Annotated in this window: 15 protein-coding genes, 1 tRNA gene and 1 riboswitch; of the genes, 8 read left to right on the top strand and 8 right to left on the bottom strand. The window is 58.9% G+C overall.

Features of this window, described 5'->3' with window-relative positions; all coding sequences use genetic code 11:
* Positions 1 to 60 precede the first annotated feature (60 nt).
* The 4 genes from ACTJKV_RS01585 (at position 61) to ACTJKV_RS01570 (ending at position 2,148) form a co-directional block, all read left to right on the top strand.
* On the top strand, positions 61 to 624 hold the full coding sequence (locus ACTJKV_RS01585) for an NAD(P)H oxidoreductase (protein ID WP_274100933.1): 564 nt from the start codon (positions 61 to 63) through the stop codon (positions 622 to 624).
* Between the two features lie 429 nt (positions 625 to 1,053).
* Complete coding sequence (locus ACTJKV_RS01580; RefSeq protein WP_034806062.1) at positions 1,054 to 1,263, top strand: cold-shock protein; 210 nt, start codon at positions 1,054 to 1,056, stop codon at positions 1,261 to 1,263.
* A 121-nt stretch (positions 1,264 to 1,384) separates the two neighbouring features.
* Positions 1,385 to 1,630 carry a hypothetical protein gene (locus ACTJKV_RS01575; RefSeq protein WP_062445542.1) on the top strand — a complete coding sequence of 82 codons (246 nt, stop codon included), beginning with the start codon at positions 1,385 to 1,387 and terminating at the stop codon, positions 1,628 to 1,630.
* 242 nt (positions 1,631 to 1,872) lie between these two features.
* Positions 1,873 to 2,148, top strand: a complete 276-nt coding sequence (locus ACTJKV_RS01570) for a hypothetical protein (RefSeq protein ID WP_062427033.1) — start codon at positions 1,873 to 1,875, stop codon at positions 2,146 to 2,148.
* A 90-nt stretch (positions 2,149 to 2,238) separates the two neighbouring features.
* On the opposite strand, the gene ACTJKV_RS01565 is transcribed toward ACTJKV_RS01570, so the two are convergent.
* Positions 2,239 to 2,312, bottom strand: a tRNA-Gly gene (locus ACTJKV_RS01565).
* Between the two features lie 84 nt (positions 2,313 to 2,396).
* On the bottom strand, positions 2,397 to 3,494 hold the full coding sequence (locus ACTJKV_RS01560; RefSeq protein ID WP_274100934.1) for a 2'-deoxycytidine 5'-triphosphate deaminase: 1,098 nt from the start codon (positions 3,492 to 3,494) through the stop codon (positions 2,397 to 2,399).
* Between the two features lie 74 nt (positions 3,495 to 3,568).
* A riboswitch (SAM riboswitch) is annotated at positions 3,569 to 3,647 on the top strand.
* A 42-nt stretch (positions 3,648 to 3,689) separates the two neighbouring features.
* Between ACTJKV_RS01560 and ACTJKV_RS01555 the strand changes: the two genes are divergently transcribed.
* Positions 3,690 to 4,874: an O-succinylhomoserine sulfhydrylase gene (locus ACTJKV_RS01555; RefSeq protein ID WP_112358895.1), complete on the top strand. Its 1,185-nt coding sequence runs from the start codon at positions 3,690 to 3,692 to the stop codon at positions 4,872 to 4,874.
* Positions 4,875 to 5,161: 287 nt separating this feature from the next.
* Positions 5,162 to 5,554, top strand: a complete 393-nt coding sequence (apaG, locus tag ACTJKV_RS01550; RefSeq protein ID WP_062427036.1) for a Co2+/Mg2+ efflux protein ApaG — start codon at positions 5,162 to 5,164, stop codon at positions 5,552 to 5,554.
* Between the two features lie 27 nt (positions 5,555 to 5,581).
* Here apaG and ACTJKV_RS01545 read toward each other — a convergent pair whose 3' ends face one another.
* The 3 genes from ACTJKV_RS01545 to ACTJKV_RS01535 all read right to left on the bottom strand — a co-directional run bounded on the left by ACTJKV_RS01545 (position 5,582) and on the right by ACTJKV_RS01535 (position 9,005).
* Complete coding sequence (locus tag ACTJKV_RS01545) at positions 5,582 to 6,568, bottom strand: Hsp33 family molecular chaperone (RefSeq protein ID WP_111849994.1); 987 nt, start codon at positions 6,566 to 6,568, stop codon at positions 5,582 to 5,584.
* Positions 6,569 to 6,828: 260 nt separating this feature from the next.
* Positions 6,829 to 7,740 carry an ornithine carbamoyltransferase gene (gene argF / locus ACTJKV_RS01540; protein ID WP_440598415.1) on the bottom strand — a complete coding sequence of 304 codons (912 nt, stop codon included), beginning with the start codon at positions 7,738 to 7,740 and terminating at the stop codon, positions 6,829 to 6,831.
* 56 nt (positions 7,741 to 7,796) lie between these two features.
* Complete coding sequence (locus tag ACTJKV_RS01535; RefSeq protein WP_153312162.1) at positions 7,797 to 9,005, bottom strand: aspartate aminotransferase family protein; 1,209 nt, start codon at positions 9,003 to 9,005, stop codon at positions 7,797 to 7,799.
* A 452-nt stretch (positions 9,006 to 9,457) separates the two neighbouring features.
* On the opposite strand from ACTJKV_RS01535, the gene ACTJKV_RS01530 reads away from it, so the two are divergent.
* Entirely contained in the window at positions 9,458 to 9,994 is a 537-nt protein-coding gene (locus tag ACTJKV_RS01530; protein ID WP_062427040.1) for a GcrA family cell cycle regulator, read from the top strand.
* 119 nt (positions 9,995 to 10,113) lie between these two features.
* Positions 10,114 to 10,581: a hypothetical protein gene (locus ACTJKV_RS01525; RefSeq protein WP_274100935.1), complete on the top strand. Its 468-nt coding sequence runs from the start codon at positions 10,114 to 10,116 to the stop codon at positions 10,579 to 10,581.
* A 74-nt stretch (positions 10,582 to 10,655) separates the two neighbouring features.
* On the opposite strand, the gene phoB is transcribed toward ACTJKV_RS01525, so the two are convergent.
* From phoB to pstB, 3 genes are all read right to left on the bottom strand, one after another.
* Positions 10,656 to 11,339 carry a phosphate regulon transcriptional regulator PhoB gene (phoB, locus tag ACTJKV_RS01520; protein ID WP_027676016.1) on the bottom strand — a complete coding sequence of 228 codons (684 nt, stop codon included), beginning with the start codon at positions 11,337 to 11,339 and terminating at the stop codon, positions 10,656 to 10,658.
* Between the two features lie 22 nt (positions 11,340 to 11,361).
* Positions 11,362 to 12,078 carry a phosphate signaling complex protein PhoU gene (phoU, locus tag ACTJKV_RS01515; protein ID WP_062427042.1) on the bottom strand — a complete coding sequence of 239 codons (717 nt, stop codon included), beginning with the start codon at positions 12,076 to 12,078 and terminating at the stop codon, positions 11,362 to 11,364.
* A gap of 91 nt (positions 12,079 to 12,169) precedes the next feature.
* A complete protein-coding gene (gene pstB / locus ACTJKV_RS01510) occupies positions 12,170 to 12,985 on the bottom strand; it encodes a phosphate ABC transporter ATP-binding protein PstB (RefSeq protein ID WP_062427043.1) in 816 nt (271 codons plus the stop codon).
* Between the last annotated feature and the right edge of the window lie 15 nt (positions 12,986 to 13,000).

Here is a 13,000-nt window from a genome sequence, read left to right as displayed (position 1 = left end):
GGTCCTTGAACGCTACCGCATCGCCTGCGGCCGTCTGGTCACTATGAAGGACATCGCCTTATGCAGATTTTGGTGGTCATCGCCCATCCGCGTGAGAACTCCCTGACACATCAAGCGGGGCGCGCTTTTGCCGAAGCAGCGCGAGCCAACGGCCACGAGGTCGAGTTCGCCGATCTGGTGGCGGAGAATTTCGACCCGGTGCTCAAAGCCGAAGACGAGCCGGATTGGAGCGGGCGAGATATAGACTTCGCTGAAGATGTTCGGAGAGAGATGGAGCGTGTGGAACGCAACGATGCCACTGTGCTCTTCTTTCCCGTGTGGTGGTGGTCCATGCCGGCGATCCTGAAAGGCTGGATCGACCGTGTGTGGGCTCAGAACTGGGCCTTCGGGAACCAGACCTATCCGCATGCCAAGGTCTCGATGGTCGGCATCGCGGGTGCAACGGAGGATGACTACCGCAAGCGCGGCTATGACATCGCCATGCGCACACAGCTGAAGGTGGGGATCCTTGATTATTGCAGTGTGAAAGAAGGCAAGGTCGAGCTTTTATATGGATCGCTGGAAGGCGAGGCCCAGGCGGCTGCGATTATATCAAACGCGAAAGACCTAGGAGCCAGGTTCTAGCGCGCCAGGAACGTTCATCGCCAATCTTCCGGTCGAAACGTTTGCTGGTTTCGCGTCATGAGGCACATGGTTGGTGAAGAACTACAAGCATATGAACGCGACAACTCCGCTCCCATCACTGAAGGTGAAACGGCGGTGCGTATCGGAAGAGGACCCCGCGCCAAGACCGCTCGAGCCGTGGGAAAGAAAAGTGACGCAATCCCCCGAACGCACAACCAAAAGACGAACATCGATAAAAGTGAAAACTTTTCGTTGACTACGGTGATGAACTCCCCTATAGATAGGTCATCGATCTTTTGCTTGCCGAGCTTTGTCTACCGCGCGATTGGCACCGCGCTCTAAGCGAACTTCTCTTTCAAAAATAGTCGGTTTTTATCCGCGTGGCATCCGTTACGCGGTCCTTCACTCTATGCTTTGAAAGGGTTCATTATGACCACCGGCACAGTTAAATGGTTTAATTCCACAAAAGGCTTCGGCTTCATTCAGCCTGACAATGGCGGCGCTGACGCGTTCGTTCACATTTCGGCTGTCGAGCGCGCAGGAATGCGCGAACTCGTCGAAGGCCAGAAGATTGGCTTCGAACTCGAGCGCGACAACAAGTCGGGCAAGATGTCTGCGACCAATCTGCAGTCCGCATAATTGAGATCCGCTTCCCTTTGACCACGGATGTACTGGCACTGCCGGGAGCAATTTCATTCGAGGCCAGGCATTGCGCCTGGCCTTTTTCGTTTCGGCATATGGCCGGAGAGGCAAATACCCCATGACACAAACACACAGCAAATCCCGCCAGCAGGCGGAGCTTGCCTTCGGCAAGCTTCAGACGCCATTCTTCGCAAAAAATCACGCTGTCGATGAACTGCAAGCTGCCGTCGATGCGCGGGACGCGAAAACAGCCAGACTAAAGGCGGCCCGCCTTGCAAAAGAACTGGCCGATCGCAAATCCGCGGTGGCTGCTCTGGTGACCAAACGCACCAAGAAGACGCCGTCGGCTTGTCCGACGTCTTAAAGCGTGTTGCGATCTTTATATCCGCTCATACGTTTTAAGTCCTTGTTCTCGCATGTCGTTATCGCAGAACCGCTGCACAATTTTGCGCGGACCATGCTGTAAAATTGCGTCGCGATCGTTCAGACTCGCTCCTTGCACTTCACGCCTTCGTTTTATCGCATGTCGCTTTTGCAAAACCGCATCGCGCATTTGCGCGACATCGCCGATGAGAGCCAAGAAATCCAGCAACACAGGTGGGATGCATGTCAACGACAACCAACGAACTCAATGCGACCAACACTGCCTGGCAGATCGCGATGCAGGAAATCCTGCGGGTGGTCATCCGCGATCTTTACCAGGCCAAGGGCGAAGCGCATTTCAAACAACATATCGAGCGCATCGAAATGGCAGCGGTCGACAGTATCCAGACGGATCTCAGGTTTCGCGGAACGGACGAATGGACGGAAGTCCTCGTCAAGGAAAAAGCCAGCAACTTCGTCACGTCTTTGCTGACATCGTTTACGTACGATCGTGCCTGAATGGCAGCTCGCTCAGCGCGGTACACCCGTACGCTGACCTTAGGTGCGATAAAAAATACGCAATAAAAACAATAGTCTTTGCAAGACAGCTGGAGCGGGTGAAGGGAATCGAACCCTCGTATTCAGCTTGGGAAGCTGCTGCTCTACCATTGAGCTACACCCGCGCGCTTAAAAACTTCCGATAGAACGATGCGGCTGTCAAGCCGCGCCGCAAGGCATTCCACTATCGCGCCTCGGTGTTCGGCCGATCACTCGGCGCGGAAATGCTTGGAGAGCTTCAGGCCCTGGGCCTGATAGTTGGAGCCGAGGCCCGTGCCGTAGAGACCTTCGGGTTTGGCCAGCATATGTTCATAGACAAGGCGGCCGACGATCTGGCCGTGCTCCAGGATGAAGGGTACCTCGTGGCTTCTGACTTCGAGGACCGCGCGGCTGCCGGTGCCGCCGGCGCTGGCGTGGCCGAAGCCGGGATCGAAGAAGCCGGCATAGTGGACGCGGAACTCGCCGACCAGCGGATCGAACGGTGTCATCTCGGCAGCGTAAAGCGGTGGCACGTGCACGGCTTCGCGCGAGACGAGGATGTAGAATTCATCCGGATCGAGGATCAGTTCGGCGCGGCCGCGCGCGTAGAGCGGCTCCCAGAAATCCAAAACGTCGTGGGCTGCCTTCTGGTCCACATCGACAACCGCCGTGTGGTGCTTGCCGCGATAACCGATGAGGCCGCTGTCACCGAAGCCTTTGAGGTCGATGGAGAGCGCAATACCGCCGCCGGATACGTTGGGCGTGTCGCTGGCAACGAGGATTTCGCTTTCGTGAAGCGCCTGCAACTCGCCTTCGTTCAACAGCGAATGACCGATGCGGAAGCGGATCTGGGACAGGCGCGAACCCTGGCGCACGACGATCGGGAAAGTGCGCGGGCTGACTTCCAGATAAAGCGGCCCCTGATAACCTGCAGGGATCTTGTCGAACTCCTGCGCGTGGTCGGTGATGACGCGGGTGAAGATATCGAGACGGCCGGTGGAGCTCTTCGGGTTGGCCGAGGCGGACATCTCGGCGGGCAGCGCCAGCGTTTCCATCAGCGGCACAATATAGACGCAGCCGGTTTCCAGCACGGCGCCTTCGCTGAGATCAATCTCGTGCAGACGCAGGCGGTCCAGCTTTTCGATGACCTTGGTGCCCGGGCCGGGCATGAAGCTTGCGCGCACACGGTAAGCCTTAGCACCGAGACGCAGATCAAGGCTTGCCGGCTGCACCTGGTCTCCATCCAGCGCTCGCTCGCTCTTCAGGTGGCCGGAAGAAAACAGCGCCCGTATCGCGCCGTCGGCCAGAATACCCGTGGTTCTCGTCATCGTCAGTGCCCCTGTTCCGCGCCGACAAAATCAAAAGCAAGCCATTGACGCAAGTTGTTAACGGCAGTAAGGCAATCTTATCCCGTGGTGATTTGGCCGGTCGGCTTGCAGCCACGTTAAACAAGTGGCTAAAAAGACCGGGTGCTTGGAACCGGTCTGCTTTTGCGACCGGTTTTTTTGTTTGAAGGTGATCAAATGAGCAAGAAATGGCGCCCGGCAACTCAACTCGTACATGGCGGCACGCTGCGCTCCCCCTACGGTGAAACGTCCGAAGCACTCTACCTGACCCAGGGCTTTGTCTATGAAAGCTCGGAAGCGGCAGAAGCGCGCTTCAAGGGAGAGACCGACGGTTTCATCTATGCGCGCTATGCGAGCCCCACCAATGACATGTTCGAAAAGCGCATGTGCCTGCTGGAAGGTGCCGAAGATGCGCGCGCCACGGCATCCGGCATGGCCGCTGTCAGCGCTGCCATTCTCTGCCAGCTGAAGGCCGGCGATCACATCGTTGCGGCCCGCGCGCTTTTCGGCTCATGCCGCTGGGTGGTCGAGACGCTGGCGCCGAAATACGGCATCGAATGCACGCTGGTCGATGGCCGCGATCTTGCCAATTGGGAAAAGGCGATCAAGCCGAACACCAAGCTGTTCTTCCTCGAAAGCCCGACCAATCCGACACTGGAAGTGGTTGATATTGCAGGCGTTGCCAAGCTTGCCAACCAGATTGGCGCGAAGGTCGTTGTCGACAACGTGTTTGCGACGCCGCTCTTCCAGAAGCCTCTGGAACTTGGTGCGCATATCGTCGTCTATTCCGCCACCAAGCATATCGATGGTCAGGGCCGCTGCCTTGGCGGCGTGGTGCTGTCGGACAAAAAGTGGATCGAGGAAGAACTTCAGGATTACTTCCGCCACACCGGCCCCGCACTGTCTCCCTTCAACGCGTGGACACTGCTGAAGGGCATCGAGACCATGCCGCTACGCGTCAAGCAGCAGACGGCGAATGCCGGCAAGATCGCCGATTTCCTGGCGGATCAAAGCAAGGTCGCGAAGGTCATCTATCCGGGTCGCGCCGACCATCCGCAGGCCGACATCATCGCGCGGCAGATGTCGGGCGGTTCGACGCTCGTCTGCTTCGAGTTGAAGGGCGGCAAGGAAGCGGCGTTCAAGCTGCAGAATGCGCTGGACGTCGTCAAGATTTCCAACAATCTCGGTGATGCCAAGAGCCTAATCACTCATCCCGCTACCACGACCCACAAGAACCTGACGGATGAGGCACGCGCCGAACTCGGCATCTCCGGCGGCACGCTTCGTCTGTCCTGCGGAATCGAAGACACCGACGACTTGCTGGAAGATTTCGCCGCGGCGCTTTCGAAGGTTTCTGCCTGATATTAAAGGCCCGGTGAGCGATCACCGGGCAATTTCTTTCTCGATTTCCAGATCTTCTGCTCGCGACACGCGTAGAGCGCCCGTTCTACATTATTTTAGACAAACCGCGATTTATCTACTGTCTCTTCACGATTTTGTGCGTATTGAATGGAGAAACAAACCTGATACGCAACGCTTTAGCCTCGTAACGCATTCAAACAACTCAACTCCAATCAACGGACATTCCCGTCCTTCATTCGGTGTAGTAGAATAAAATGCTAGAGGCAGAGACAGCCAAGGTCGCGAACATGTATCGTGCATCGACAAAAGAGATAGAGGTCACCGTCGACCCATATTATCTCGATGAGCAATCGGACCCGGACGATAGCCGTTACGTCTGGGGGTATACGGTCGTGATCACGAACAACTCCAAGCAGGCCGTAACGCTGGTCAATCGCTACTGGCACATCACCGATCAGAATGGCGTGGTGGACGAGGTCTCAGGCCCGGGTGTCGTCGGAGAGCAACCGCATCTGCGACCAGGCGACAGCTACGAATATTCCTCCGGATGCCCGCTGGACACCCCGTCAGGCATGATGTTTGGCCATTACGAAATGGAAACGGACACGGGCGAGGTCTTCACGGTAGACATTCCCGCCTTCTCGCTGGACAGCCCTGGGCTTGCCCGCGTGCTGAACTGAGCGGGGCTCTCACCCCGCTCCTTATCCTTATGCCGACAGTTCTTCGACCGGGTAGCGGTAGGTCGTCGAGCAGAACTCGCAGCTCACCGACACCACGCCGTCTTCTTGGCTGTCCTCGATCTCCTCTGCCGAAAATCCGGACAGCACGCCCTTGATCTTCTCCCGCGAGCAGCTGCATTTGTCGATGATCGACTGAGGCTCGTAGACGCGCACGCCCTGCTCATGGAAGAGCCGGAACAGCAAGCGTTCCACCGGGACCTGCGGATCGGTCAGTTCATCCGTGTCCACCGTGTCGATCAGCGCCACCGCTTCGGTCCAGGCATCGTCTTCGGCTTCACCGAACGAGCTTTCATCGCCATCGCCGCCATGAAGGTCACGGGTGCGTAGACGCTCCGGTGCCTGCGGCAGAAACTGCGCAATAATGCCGCCCGCACGCCAGCCGCGACGAGGCTTGCCTTCGCTGTCGCGGTCGAAGAACTCCGCCACGCCAAGGCGCACCCGCGTGGGCAACTGCTCAGACTGGCGGAAATACACGCTGGCGATTTCCTCCAGCGAAGAGCCATCCAACGGCACGATGCCCTGATAGGGCTGCATGCCCACACCCTGATCGATGGTGAAGGCGAGGATGCCGGTGCCGAGAAGCTCTTCGGGCGAGGTCTGCCCAGCAGCAATCGCCTGTGCCAGACGCTCATCGTCGAAGCGGGCATATGCGCGCATGTTCTCAGGTGCCGTAAAATCCGCTACCAGGAGATCCACCGGACCATCGCCCTTCGTCTGCACCGTGAGCTTGCCGGAGAATTTGAGTGACGTGCCGATCAGTGCGGTCAGCACCAAAGCTTCAGCCAGAAGCCGGGCGACGACAGGCGGATAATCATGGCGCTGCAAAATGGCATTCAGCAACGGACCGACCTGCACGGCGCGGCCGCGAACGTCGAGCCCTTCCACCTGAAAGGGAACGACCTTGTCGTCGCCGGCAAAGTTCATATCGTCCAGTTCTACGGTTACGTCCGCCATGGTTCTGCTCCTTCGAACCCGCCTTCCGAAATTTGGAAATGATCGCCACGCTTTTGGCCGCGACCAGCAGGTCTCTTGTCCGGTTTTCGCAAAGATAGAGCGGAGAATGGCAAAACGAAACCATCCCCGGCCCAAATGTCGCGATAAACGATTGATGAAACGCCGCCGTGAACCGGCAGCACTGGTTGGCGTAAAGATGGGGCGCCGCGCTTGAAATTCAAGTTCCCGGCATGGCCCCAATCCTCAGCTCGGCCCTGCTATCAGATAACGCCCATGCACCAGGCGATCACGGCCTTTTGCGCGTGCAGGCGGTTCTCCGCCTCATCGAACACAACCGACTGCGGACCGTCGATCACCGCATCGGTGACTTCCTCGCCGCGGTGCGCGGGCAGGCAGTGCATGAAGAGCGCCTCGTTGTTGGCCTTCTTCATCAGCGCTTCATTCACCTGATAAGGCTGAAAGATGTTGTGGCCGCGTGCCTTGTGCTCCTGGTTCATGGAAACCCAGGTGTCAGTGACGATGCAGTCCGAGCCGACGACAGCACGTTCTGCGTCGTGGCAGAGCATGATCTCGCCGCCATTGTTGCGGGCCCAGTTGAGGTACTTGTCGAGCGGCTCCGAACCCATGGGTACAGCCATGTTCATCTTGTAGCCGAAGCGGGCGGAGCCTTCGACCAGCGAATGCAGCACATTGTTGCCGTCGCCCGTCCAGGCGATGGTCTTGCCCTTTACCGGGCCGCGATGCTCTTCGAAGGTCATGATATCGGCCATGATCTGGCACGGGTGCGTCTCGTCCGTCAGGCCGTTGATGACAGGAACGGTGGCGTGTTCGGCAAGTTCCAGCAGGCGGGAATGACCGGTCGTGCGGATCATGATAGCGTCGACGTAGCGCGACAGGACCTTGGCGGTATCGCCAATGGTTTCGGCGCGGCCAAGCTGCATTTCGGTGCCGGAGAGAAACAGCGTTTCACCGCCAAGCTGGCGCATGCCGACATCGAAGGACACGCGTGTGCGCGTCGACGGCTTTTCGAAGATCATCGCCAGCATCTTGCCAGCCAGCGGCTTTTCCGCCGTTCCGTTCTTCGTTGCGATCTTGCGGCTCTTGGCGTCTTCAAGAATGAGCCGCAGGTCTTCCGAGCCGACGGCCGAAAGATCGAGGAAATGCTTTGCCATTTTAATTCAGTCCCATCAATGCGGGCCACCCTTTACGCCGGCCCTGATGCGCCTCGTCAGGCGCTCTTTGCCAGTTTGGTGGTGAGTGCTTCGGCAGCCTTCTCGATGCGCGCAAGCCCATCACGCGCTTCTTCTGCCGTAACCACGAGCGGCGGCAGCAGGCGGATGACGTTATCGCCTGCCGGAACGCCAAGAAGATGCTCCGCGCGCATGGCCTGGAGCAGATCGCCGGATGGAACCCGCGCCTTGATGCCGAGCAGCAAACCTTCGCCACGGATTTCCTCGATCACATCCGGATAACGGTCCTTCAGCGAAGCCAGTCCCTGGCGGAAGATCAGCGCGACATCGCGCACATGCTCGATAAAGCCATCGGCCAGAACGATATCCAGCACGGCGTTGCCGGCCGCCATGGCCAGCGGATTGCCGCCATAGGTCGTGCCATGCGAGCCTGCCGTCATGCCGGACGCGGCTTCTGCCGTTGCAAGGCATGCCCCGAAGGGGAAGCCACCGCCAATGCCCTTTGCAACGGCCATGATATCAGGCGTGACGCCCGAGCGCTCATGGGCGAAGAACTTGCCGGTACGGCCAACACCGGTCTGCACCTCGTCGAAGATCAATAGCAGGCCGTGCTCTTCGCAGAGTGCACGCAGCGTGCGCAGGAATTCGGGCTGAACGACACGGATACCGCCCTCACCCTGAATCGGCTCGATCAGAAGGGCAGCCGTTTCCGGAACGATCGCCGCCTTCAGCGCTTCGAGATCGCCGAATGGCACCTGGTCGAAGCCTTCCACCTTGGGGCCGAAGCCCTCGAGATATTTGGCCTGGCCGCCAGCCGCGATGGTGGCGAGTGTGCGGCCATGGAATGCACCTTCGAAGGTGATGATGCGGAATTTTTCCGGATGGCCGTGCGTGTACTGATAACGGCGCGCCGTCTTGATGGCGCATTCCAGCGCCTCCGCACCGGAGTTGGTGAAGAACACCTTGTCGGCGAATGTTGCATCCGTCAGCCGCTTTGCCAGCACTTCCTGGCCTGCAACCTCGTAGAGATTGGACAGGTGCCAGACCTTCTCGACCTGTGCCTTGAGGGATTCAACCATATGGGGATGGCTGTGGCCGACCGAGGTCACCGCAACGCCCGCACCGAAATCGAGATATCGCTCGCCGCTTTCCGTGATCAGCCAAACGCCCTCGCCTCGTTCGAAGCGCAGGGGGGCTCTGGAAAACGTATCGAACAACGGCCCGGATTTGGGGGCAGTTTCGGCCATGGCGACATCACTCCTTACGTCAAGTCGGGACAGACGACTGTCAATAGGGCTCGCGGGTTATCCCTGCCCTGAAAATCAAAAATGCCGCCTCGCGGCGGCCTGCATGCTGTCTTCATTGCGAGAGCACTATTGTCACTTCCCCGCCGAATGTCAACAAATCTCGGCACTTCCGGGCAGTTACAAGCCTTGGTAGGTGCTTGCCGCGCAGGCCCGAGGTGTTGCCTTTCTGACTCACAGGGGAAGCAAGTTGGGGAAAACCGGAAAATCGATTCCAGATGATTCCTGCGACTCTTGTCACGGAGTCAACCGACGATTAGGTTAACCGTCAATTACTAGACTGCAATGCGGCGGAACTAGTCACCTACAATCTGGCGAATGGCCTGCGCGTGGTTCACTCCATGGCATAGTAGGTGGATTCTGCCCGAAAACAACGCGACGAGCGGAGAAGCGGCATGAACTGGACGGACGAACGAGTAGAAAAGCTCAAGAGATTATGGTCCGAAGGGCTTAGCGCAAGCCAGATCGCAGCACAACTAGGCGGTGTGAGCCGCAATGCCGTCATCGGCAAGGTTCACCGCCTCAACCTGCCAGGTCGCGCCAAGGCCGGCGGCACGGTCGCCACGTCGCGTCCTGCACCCAAGCGTCCCGCAGCAGCGCCGCGTCCGGCAAGCTATGCGGCTCCGGCCCGCGCTGCGACCAGCCGTCCAGCACCGGCCCGTAGCTCTGGTGCCCTCGCTTTCAAGGAAGACATGGACATCGACACCGTCGAGCCCATGGAATATGTTCGTTCTTCCAACAATGTCGTTATCCCGATCTCACGTCGCCTGACGCTGACGGAACTGACCGAGCGTACCTGCAAATGGCCGGTCGGCGACCCGCTCAAGGACGACTTCCATTTCTGCGGCTGCGAGGCGTCTGAAGCCTCGCCCTACTGCAAGTTCCACGCGAAGATGGCCTACCAGCCGGTCAGCGAACGCCGCAAGGCGTAAGGTCTGTCTCAGAACCAATTCAGAAAGCGGGCTTCGGTCCGCTTTTTTATTGGGCAGTCTCCAGCTTTGCCAAATAATCCAAGCTTGCCTGCAGCAATAATCGCGCCCAGACTATCATCATGGACGCGATCGACACACTGCACGACTATATCTCGGCGCTATGGGCCAGGGCCGTCGACACGCCCTTCCCGCCAATCCCGCGCCGCGCCCGTGGCGACGGAACCGTTTACGTCGAATGGCGACGCGGCAGCTACTGGCTGATCTGCGAGGAGCGCGGAGAGGAATATTGGCGTCGGGAAGCCAAGGACATGGATGATGCCGCCTTCCAGTTGATGTCGATCGTGACGGGAGAAGTGGTGCGCGATCGCGAGCTTGTGGTTCGGGAAAAAGCGAGCCGCCAGTCGACCGGCTCGGACGACTATTCGCGCTGGAACTGGATGTACCAGGAGATCGAACTGATGAGCGCGATCAAGGAGAGCTATGGCGCTCGAACCCGAGCCAATTATGCCGAGGTGTTGACCCGCAGCCCGTTGTCGAAGGACGAGATAAACGCCGCGCGATATCCCATTCCGTCAACATTGACCTGACGCCGGGAAGCCACGGGCTACCTTCTCTGACGAGATGGAAATAGGAGCGCTAAGCAAAGCGCTCCCGAGGCCGATCAGGCTTCCATGGAATAGCCAGCGCCTCGAACGGTACGAATGACATCCTGCATGCTGGAGAAATTCAGCGCCTTACGCAGACGACCGACATGGACGTCCACCGTGCGCTCATCCACATAGATATCGTGACCCCAGACACCGTCGAGAAGCTGGGAACGGGAAAACACACGACCAGGCGAGGTCATGAGGAACTCCAGCAGGCGGAATTCGGTCGGCCCGAGACGGACTTCGCGGCTCTTGCGATGGACGCGGTGCGTCTCACGATCGAGCTCGATATCGCCGCATTTCAGCACGGAGGACAGAACCTCCGGCTTGGCGCGGCGCAGCATCGCCTTGACGCGTGCCATCAGCTCCGGCGTCGAGAAGGGCTTCACGACATAGTCGTCCGCGCCCGTCGCCAGGCCGCGAACCCGTTCGCTTTCCTCGCCGCGCGCCGTCAGCATGATGATCGGCAGACGTTCGGTTTCCGGACGCATGCGCAGGCGACGGCAAAGCTCGATGCCGGAGACGCCCGGCAGCATCCAGTCCAGGATCAAAAGATCCGGCGTGCGCTCCTGAAGGCGGATTTCCGCCTCGTCGCCACGCGGAATGGTGTCCACGTCATAGCCTTCGGATTCGAGATTGTAACGGAGGAGTACGCTCAGCGCCTCCTCATCTTCGACAACGGCGATTTTTGGCACCATGGCTCCAGATCCTATCTGTCGCTTACTCGGTCACAGCGCCGAGCGTGTTGGAACTATCGTCCTTCGGACGCTCACCTTCCGGCTGGCTGCCAGTGGTCATGTAGTAGATGGTCTCGGCGATGTTGGTGGCGTGGTCGCCAACGCGCTCGATATTCTTGGCGCAGAACAGAAGATGCGTGCAGGTGGTGATGTTGCGCGGATCTTCCATCATGTAGGTCAGAAGCTCGCGGAAGAGCGAGGTGTACATGGCGTCGATTTCCTCGTCGCGCTCGCGGATGGCCTGGGCCTTTTCCGCCGATCGCGTGGAGTAGACGTCCAGCACTTCCTTCAACTGCACCAGGGCCAGTTCCGAAAGATGCTCAAGGCCGCGCGCCAGTTTGCGCGGAACGCCGGTGCCGGCAACAGCGATGACGCGCTTGGCGGTGTTCTTGCCCAGATCGCCGACGCGCTCCAGGTCTGCGGCAATGCGCAGCGAACCGATGATTTCGCGAAGGTCTGCTGCCATCGGCTGGCGCTTGGCAATGGTGACGATCGCCTTGTCGCCGATTTCGCGCTCGGCGTGATCGAGGATCGTATCGTCCGAGATGACCTTTTGTGCCAGAGCCGCATCGGAATTGACGAGCGCGCGCACGGCATCGGCGCACATCTGCTCGGCCAGGCCGCCCATTTCGGCGATCCGGCGGCTGAGGAACTTCAGCTCCTCATCATAGGCGGACATGATGTGGGAATGTGTCGACATCTTCGTAGTCTCCAGTTTCGAAACGCCCTGTCGCAAGCCTTTTTGGTGGCTCAAGCGACAGGCGCGGTGGGATGCGCAAACAGCAGCAGGATCAGCCGAAACGACCCATGATATAGTCCTGGGTGCGCTGGTCATCCGGGTTGGTGAACATCTTGTCCGTATCGTTCTCCTCAACCAGGTGGCCGAGGTGGAACATGGCGGTACGCTGCGAAACGCGAGCGGCCTGCTGCATCGAGTGCGTCACGATGACGATGGTGTAGTTGGCACGAAGCTCGTGGATCAACTCTTCCACCTTGGCGGTCGCAATCGGGTCAAGCGCCGAGCATGGCTCGTCCATGAGAATGACTTCCGGTGAAACGGCGATGGCACGTGCGATGCACAGGCGCTGCTGCTGGCCGCCGGACAGACCCGTGCCAGATTCTTGCAGGCGGTCCTTCGCTTCGTTCCAGAGGCCTGCCTTCTGCAGGGCGGACTCAACGATCTGGTCCATATCCGCCTTGTTGCGGGCAAGACCGTGGATGCGCGGGCCGTAGGCAATGTTTTCGTAGATCGACTTCGGGAATGGGTTCGGCTTCTGGAACACCATGCCGACGCGAGCGCGAAGCTCGACGACATCGATTGCTGAATCGTAGATATCCTCACCATCGAGCGTAATCTCACCGGTGACGCGGCAGCCATCGATCGTGTCGTTCATGCGGTTCAGCGTGCGCAGGAAGGTGGATTTGCCACAGCCCGAGGGGCCGATGAGAGCCGTCACCGTGTTTTCGCGAACGTTGAGCTTCACATCGTAAAGGGCGCGCTTCTCGCCGTAATATACGGAGACGTCCTTGCCGATCATCTTATAGGAAACTTCATTCATTTTCTTGTCCAGCGCCTTTTCAACTGCTGCTTCCGACAACATGTTCATTGTTCCGTTCTCCCT

The organism is Agrobacterium sp. 22117 (assembly GCF_052045735.1).
GTDB classification, from domain to species: Bacteria; Pseudomonadota; Alphaproteobacteria; order Rhizobiales; family Rhizobiaceae; genus Agrobacterium; species Agrobacterium cavarae.
Note: the sequence above shows the minus strand (reverse complement) of the source record. Positions and strands in the feature narration are given on the sequence as shown.

Excerpts from the sequence above, each read along its gene's own strand:
- ACTJKV_RS01585 (WP_274100933.1), top strand. The coding sequence starts at position 61 with ATGCAGATTTTGGTGGTCATCGCCCATCCGCGTGAGAACTCCCTGACA.
- ACTJKV_RS01580 (WP_034806062.1), top strand. The coding sequence starts at position 1,054 with ATGACCACCGGCACAGTTAAATGGTTTAATTCCACAAAAGGCTTCGGC.
- ACTJKV_RS01575 (WP_062445542.1), top strand. The coding sequence starts at position 1,385 with ATGACACAAACACACAGCAAATCCCGCCAGCAGGCGGAGCTTGCCTTC.
- ACTJKV_RS01570 (WP_062427033.1), top strand. The coding sequence starts at position 1,873 with ATGTCAACGACAACCAACGAACTCAATGCGACCAACACTGCCTGGCAG.
- ACTJKV_RS01560 (WP_274100934.1), bottom strand. The coding sequence starts at position 3,494 with ATGACGAGAACCACGGGTATTCTGGCCGACGGCGCGATACGGGCGCTG.
- ACTJKV_RS01555 (WP_112358895.1), top strand. The coding sequence starts at position 3,690 with ATGAGCAAGAAATGGCGCCCGGCAACTCAACTCGTACATGGCGGCACG.
- apaG (WP_062427036.1), top strand. The coding sequence starts at position 5,162 with ATGTATCGTGCATCGACAAAAGAGATAGAGGTCACCGTCGACCCATAT.
- ACTJKV_RS01545 (WP_111849994.1), bottom strand. The coding sequence starts at position 6,568 with ATGGCGGACGTAACCGTAGAACTGGACGATATGAACTTTGCCGGCGAC.
- argF (WP_440598415.1), bottom strand. The coding sequence starts at position 7,740 with ATGGCAAAGCATTTCCTCGATCTTTCGGCCGTCGGCTCGGAAGACCTG.
- ACTJKV_RS01535 (WP_153312162.1), bottom strand. The coding sequence starts at position 9,005 with ATGGCCGAAACTGCCCCCAAATCCGGGCCGTTGTTCGATACGTTTTCC.
- ACTJKV_RS01530 (WP_062427040.1), top strand. The coding sequence starts at position 9,458 with ATGAACTGGACGGACGAACGAGTAGAAAAGCTCAAGAGATTATGGTCC.
- ACTJKV_RS01525 (WP_274100935.1), top strand. The coding sequence starts at position 10,114 with ATGGACGCGATCGACACACTGCACGACTATATCTCGGCGCTATGGGCC.
- phoB (WP_027676016.1), bottom strand. The coding sequence starts at position 11,339 with ATGGTGCCAAAAATCGCCGTTGTCGAAGATGAGGAGGCGCTGAGCGTA.
- phoU (WP_062427042.1), bottom strand. The coding sequence starts at position 12,078 with ATGTCGACACATTCCCACATCATGTCCGCCTATGATGAGGAGCTGAAG.
- pstB (WP_062427043.1), bottom strand. The coding sequence starts at position 12,985 with ATGAACATGTTGTCGGAAGCAGCAGTTGAAAAGGCGCTGGACAAGAAA.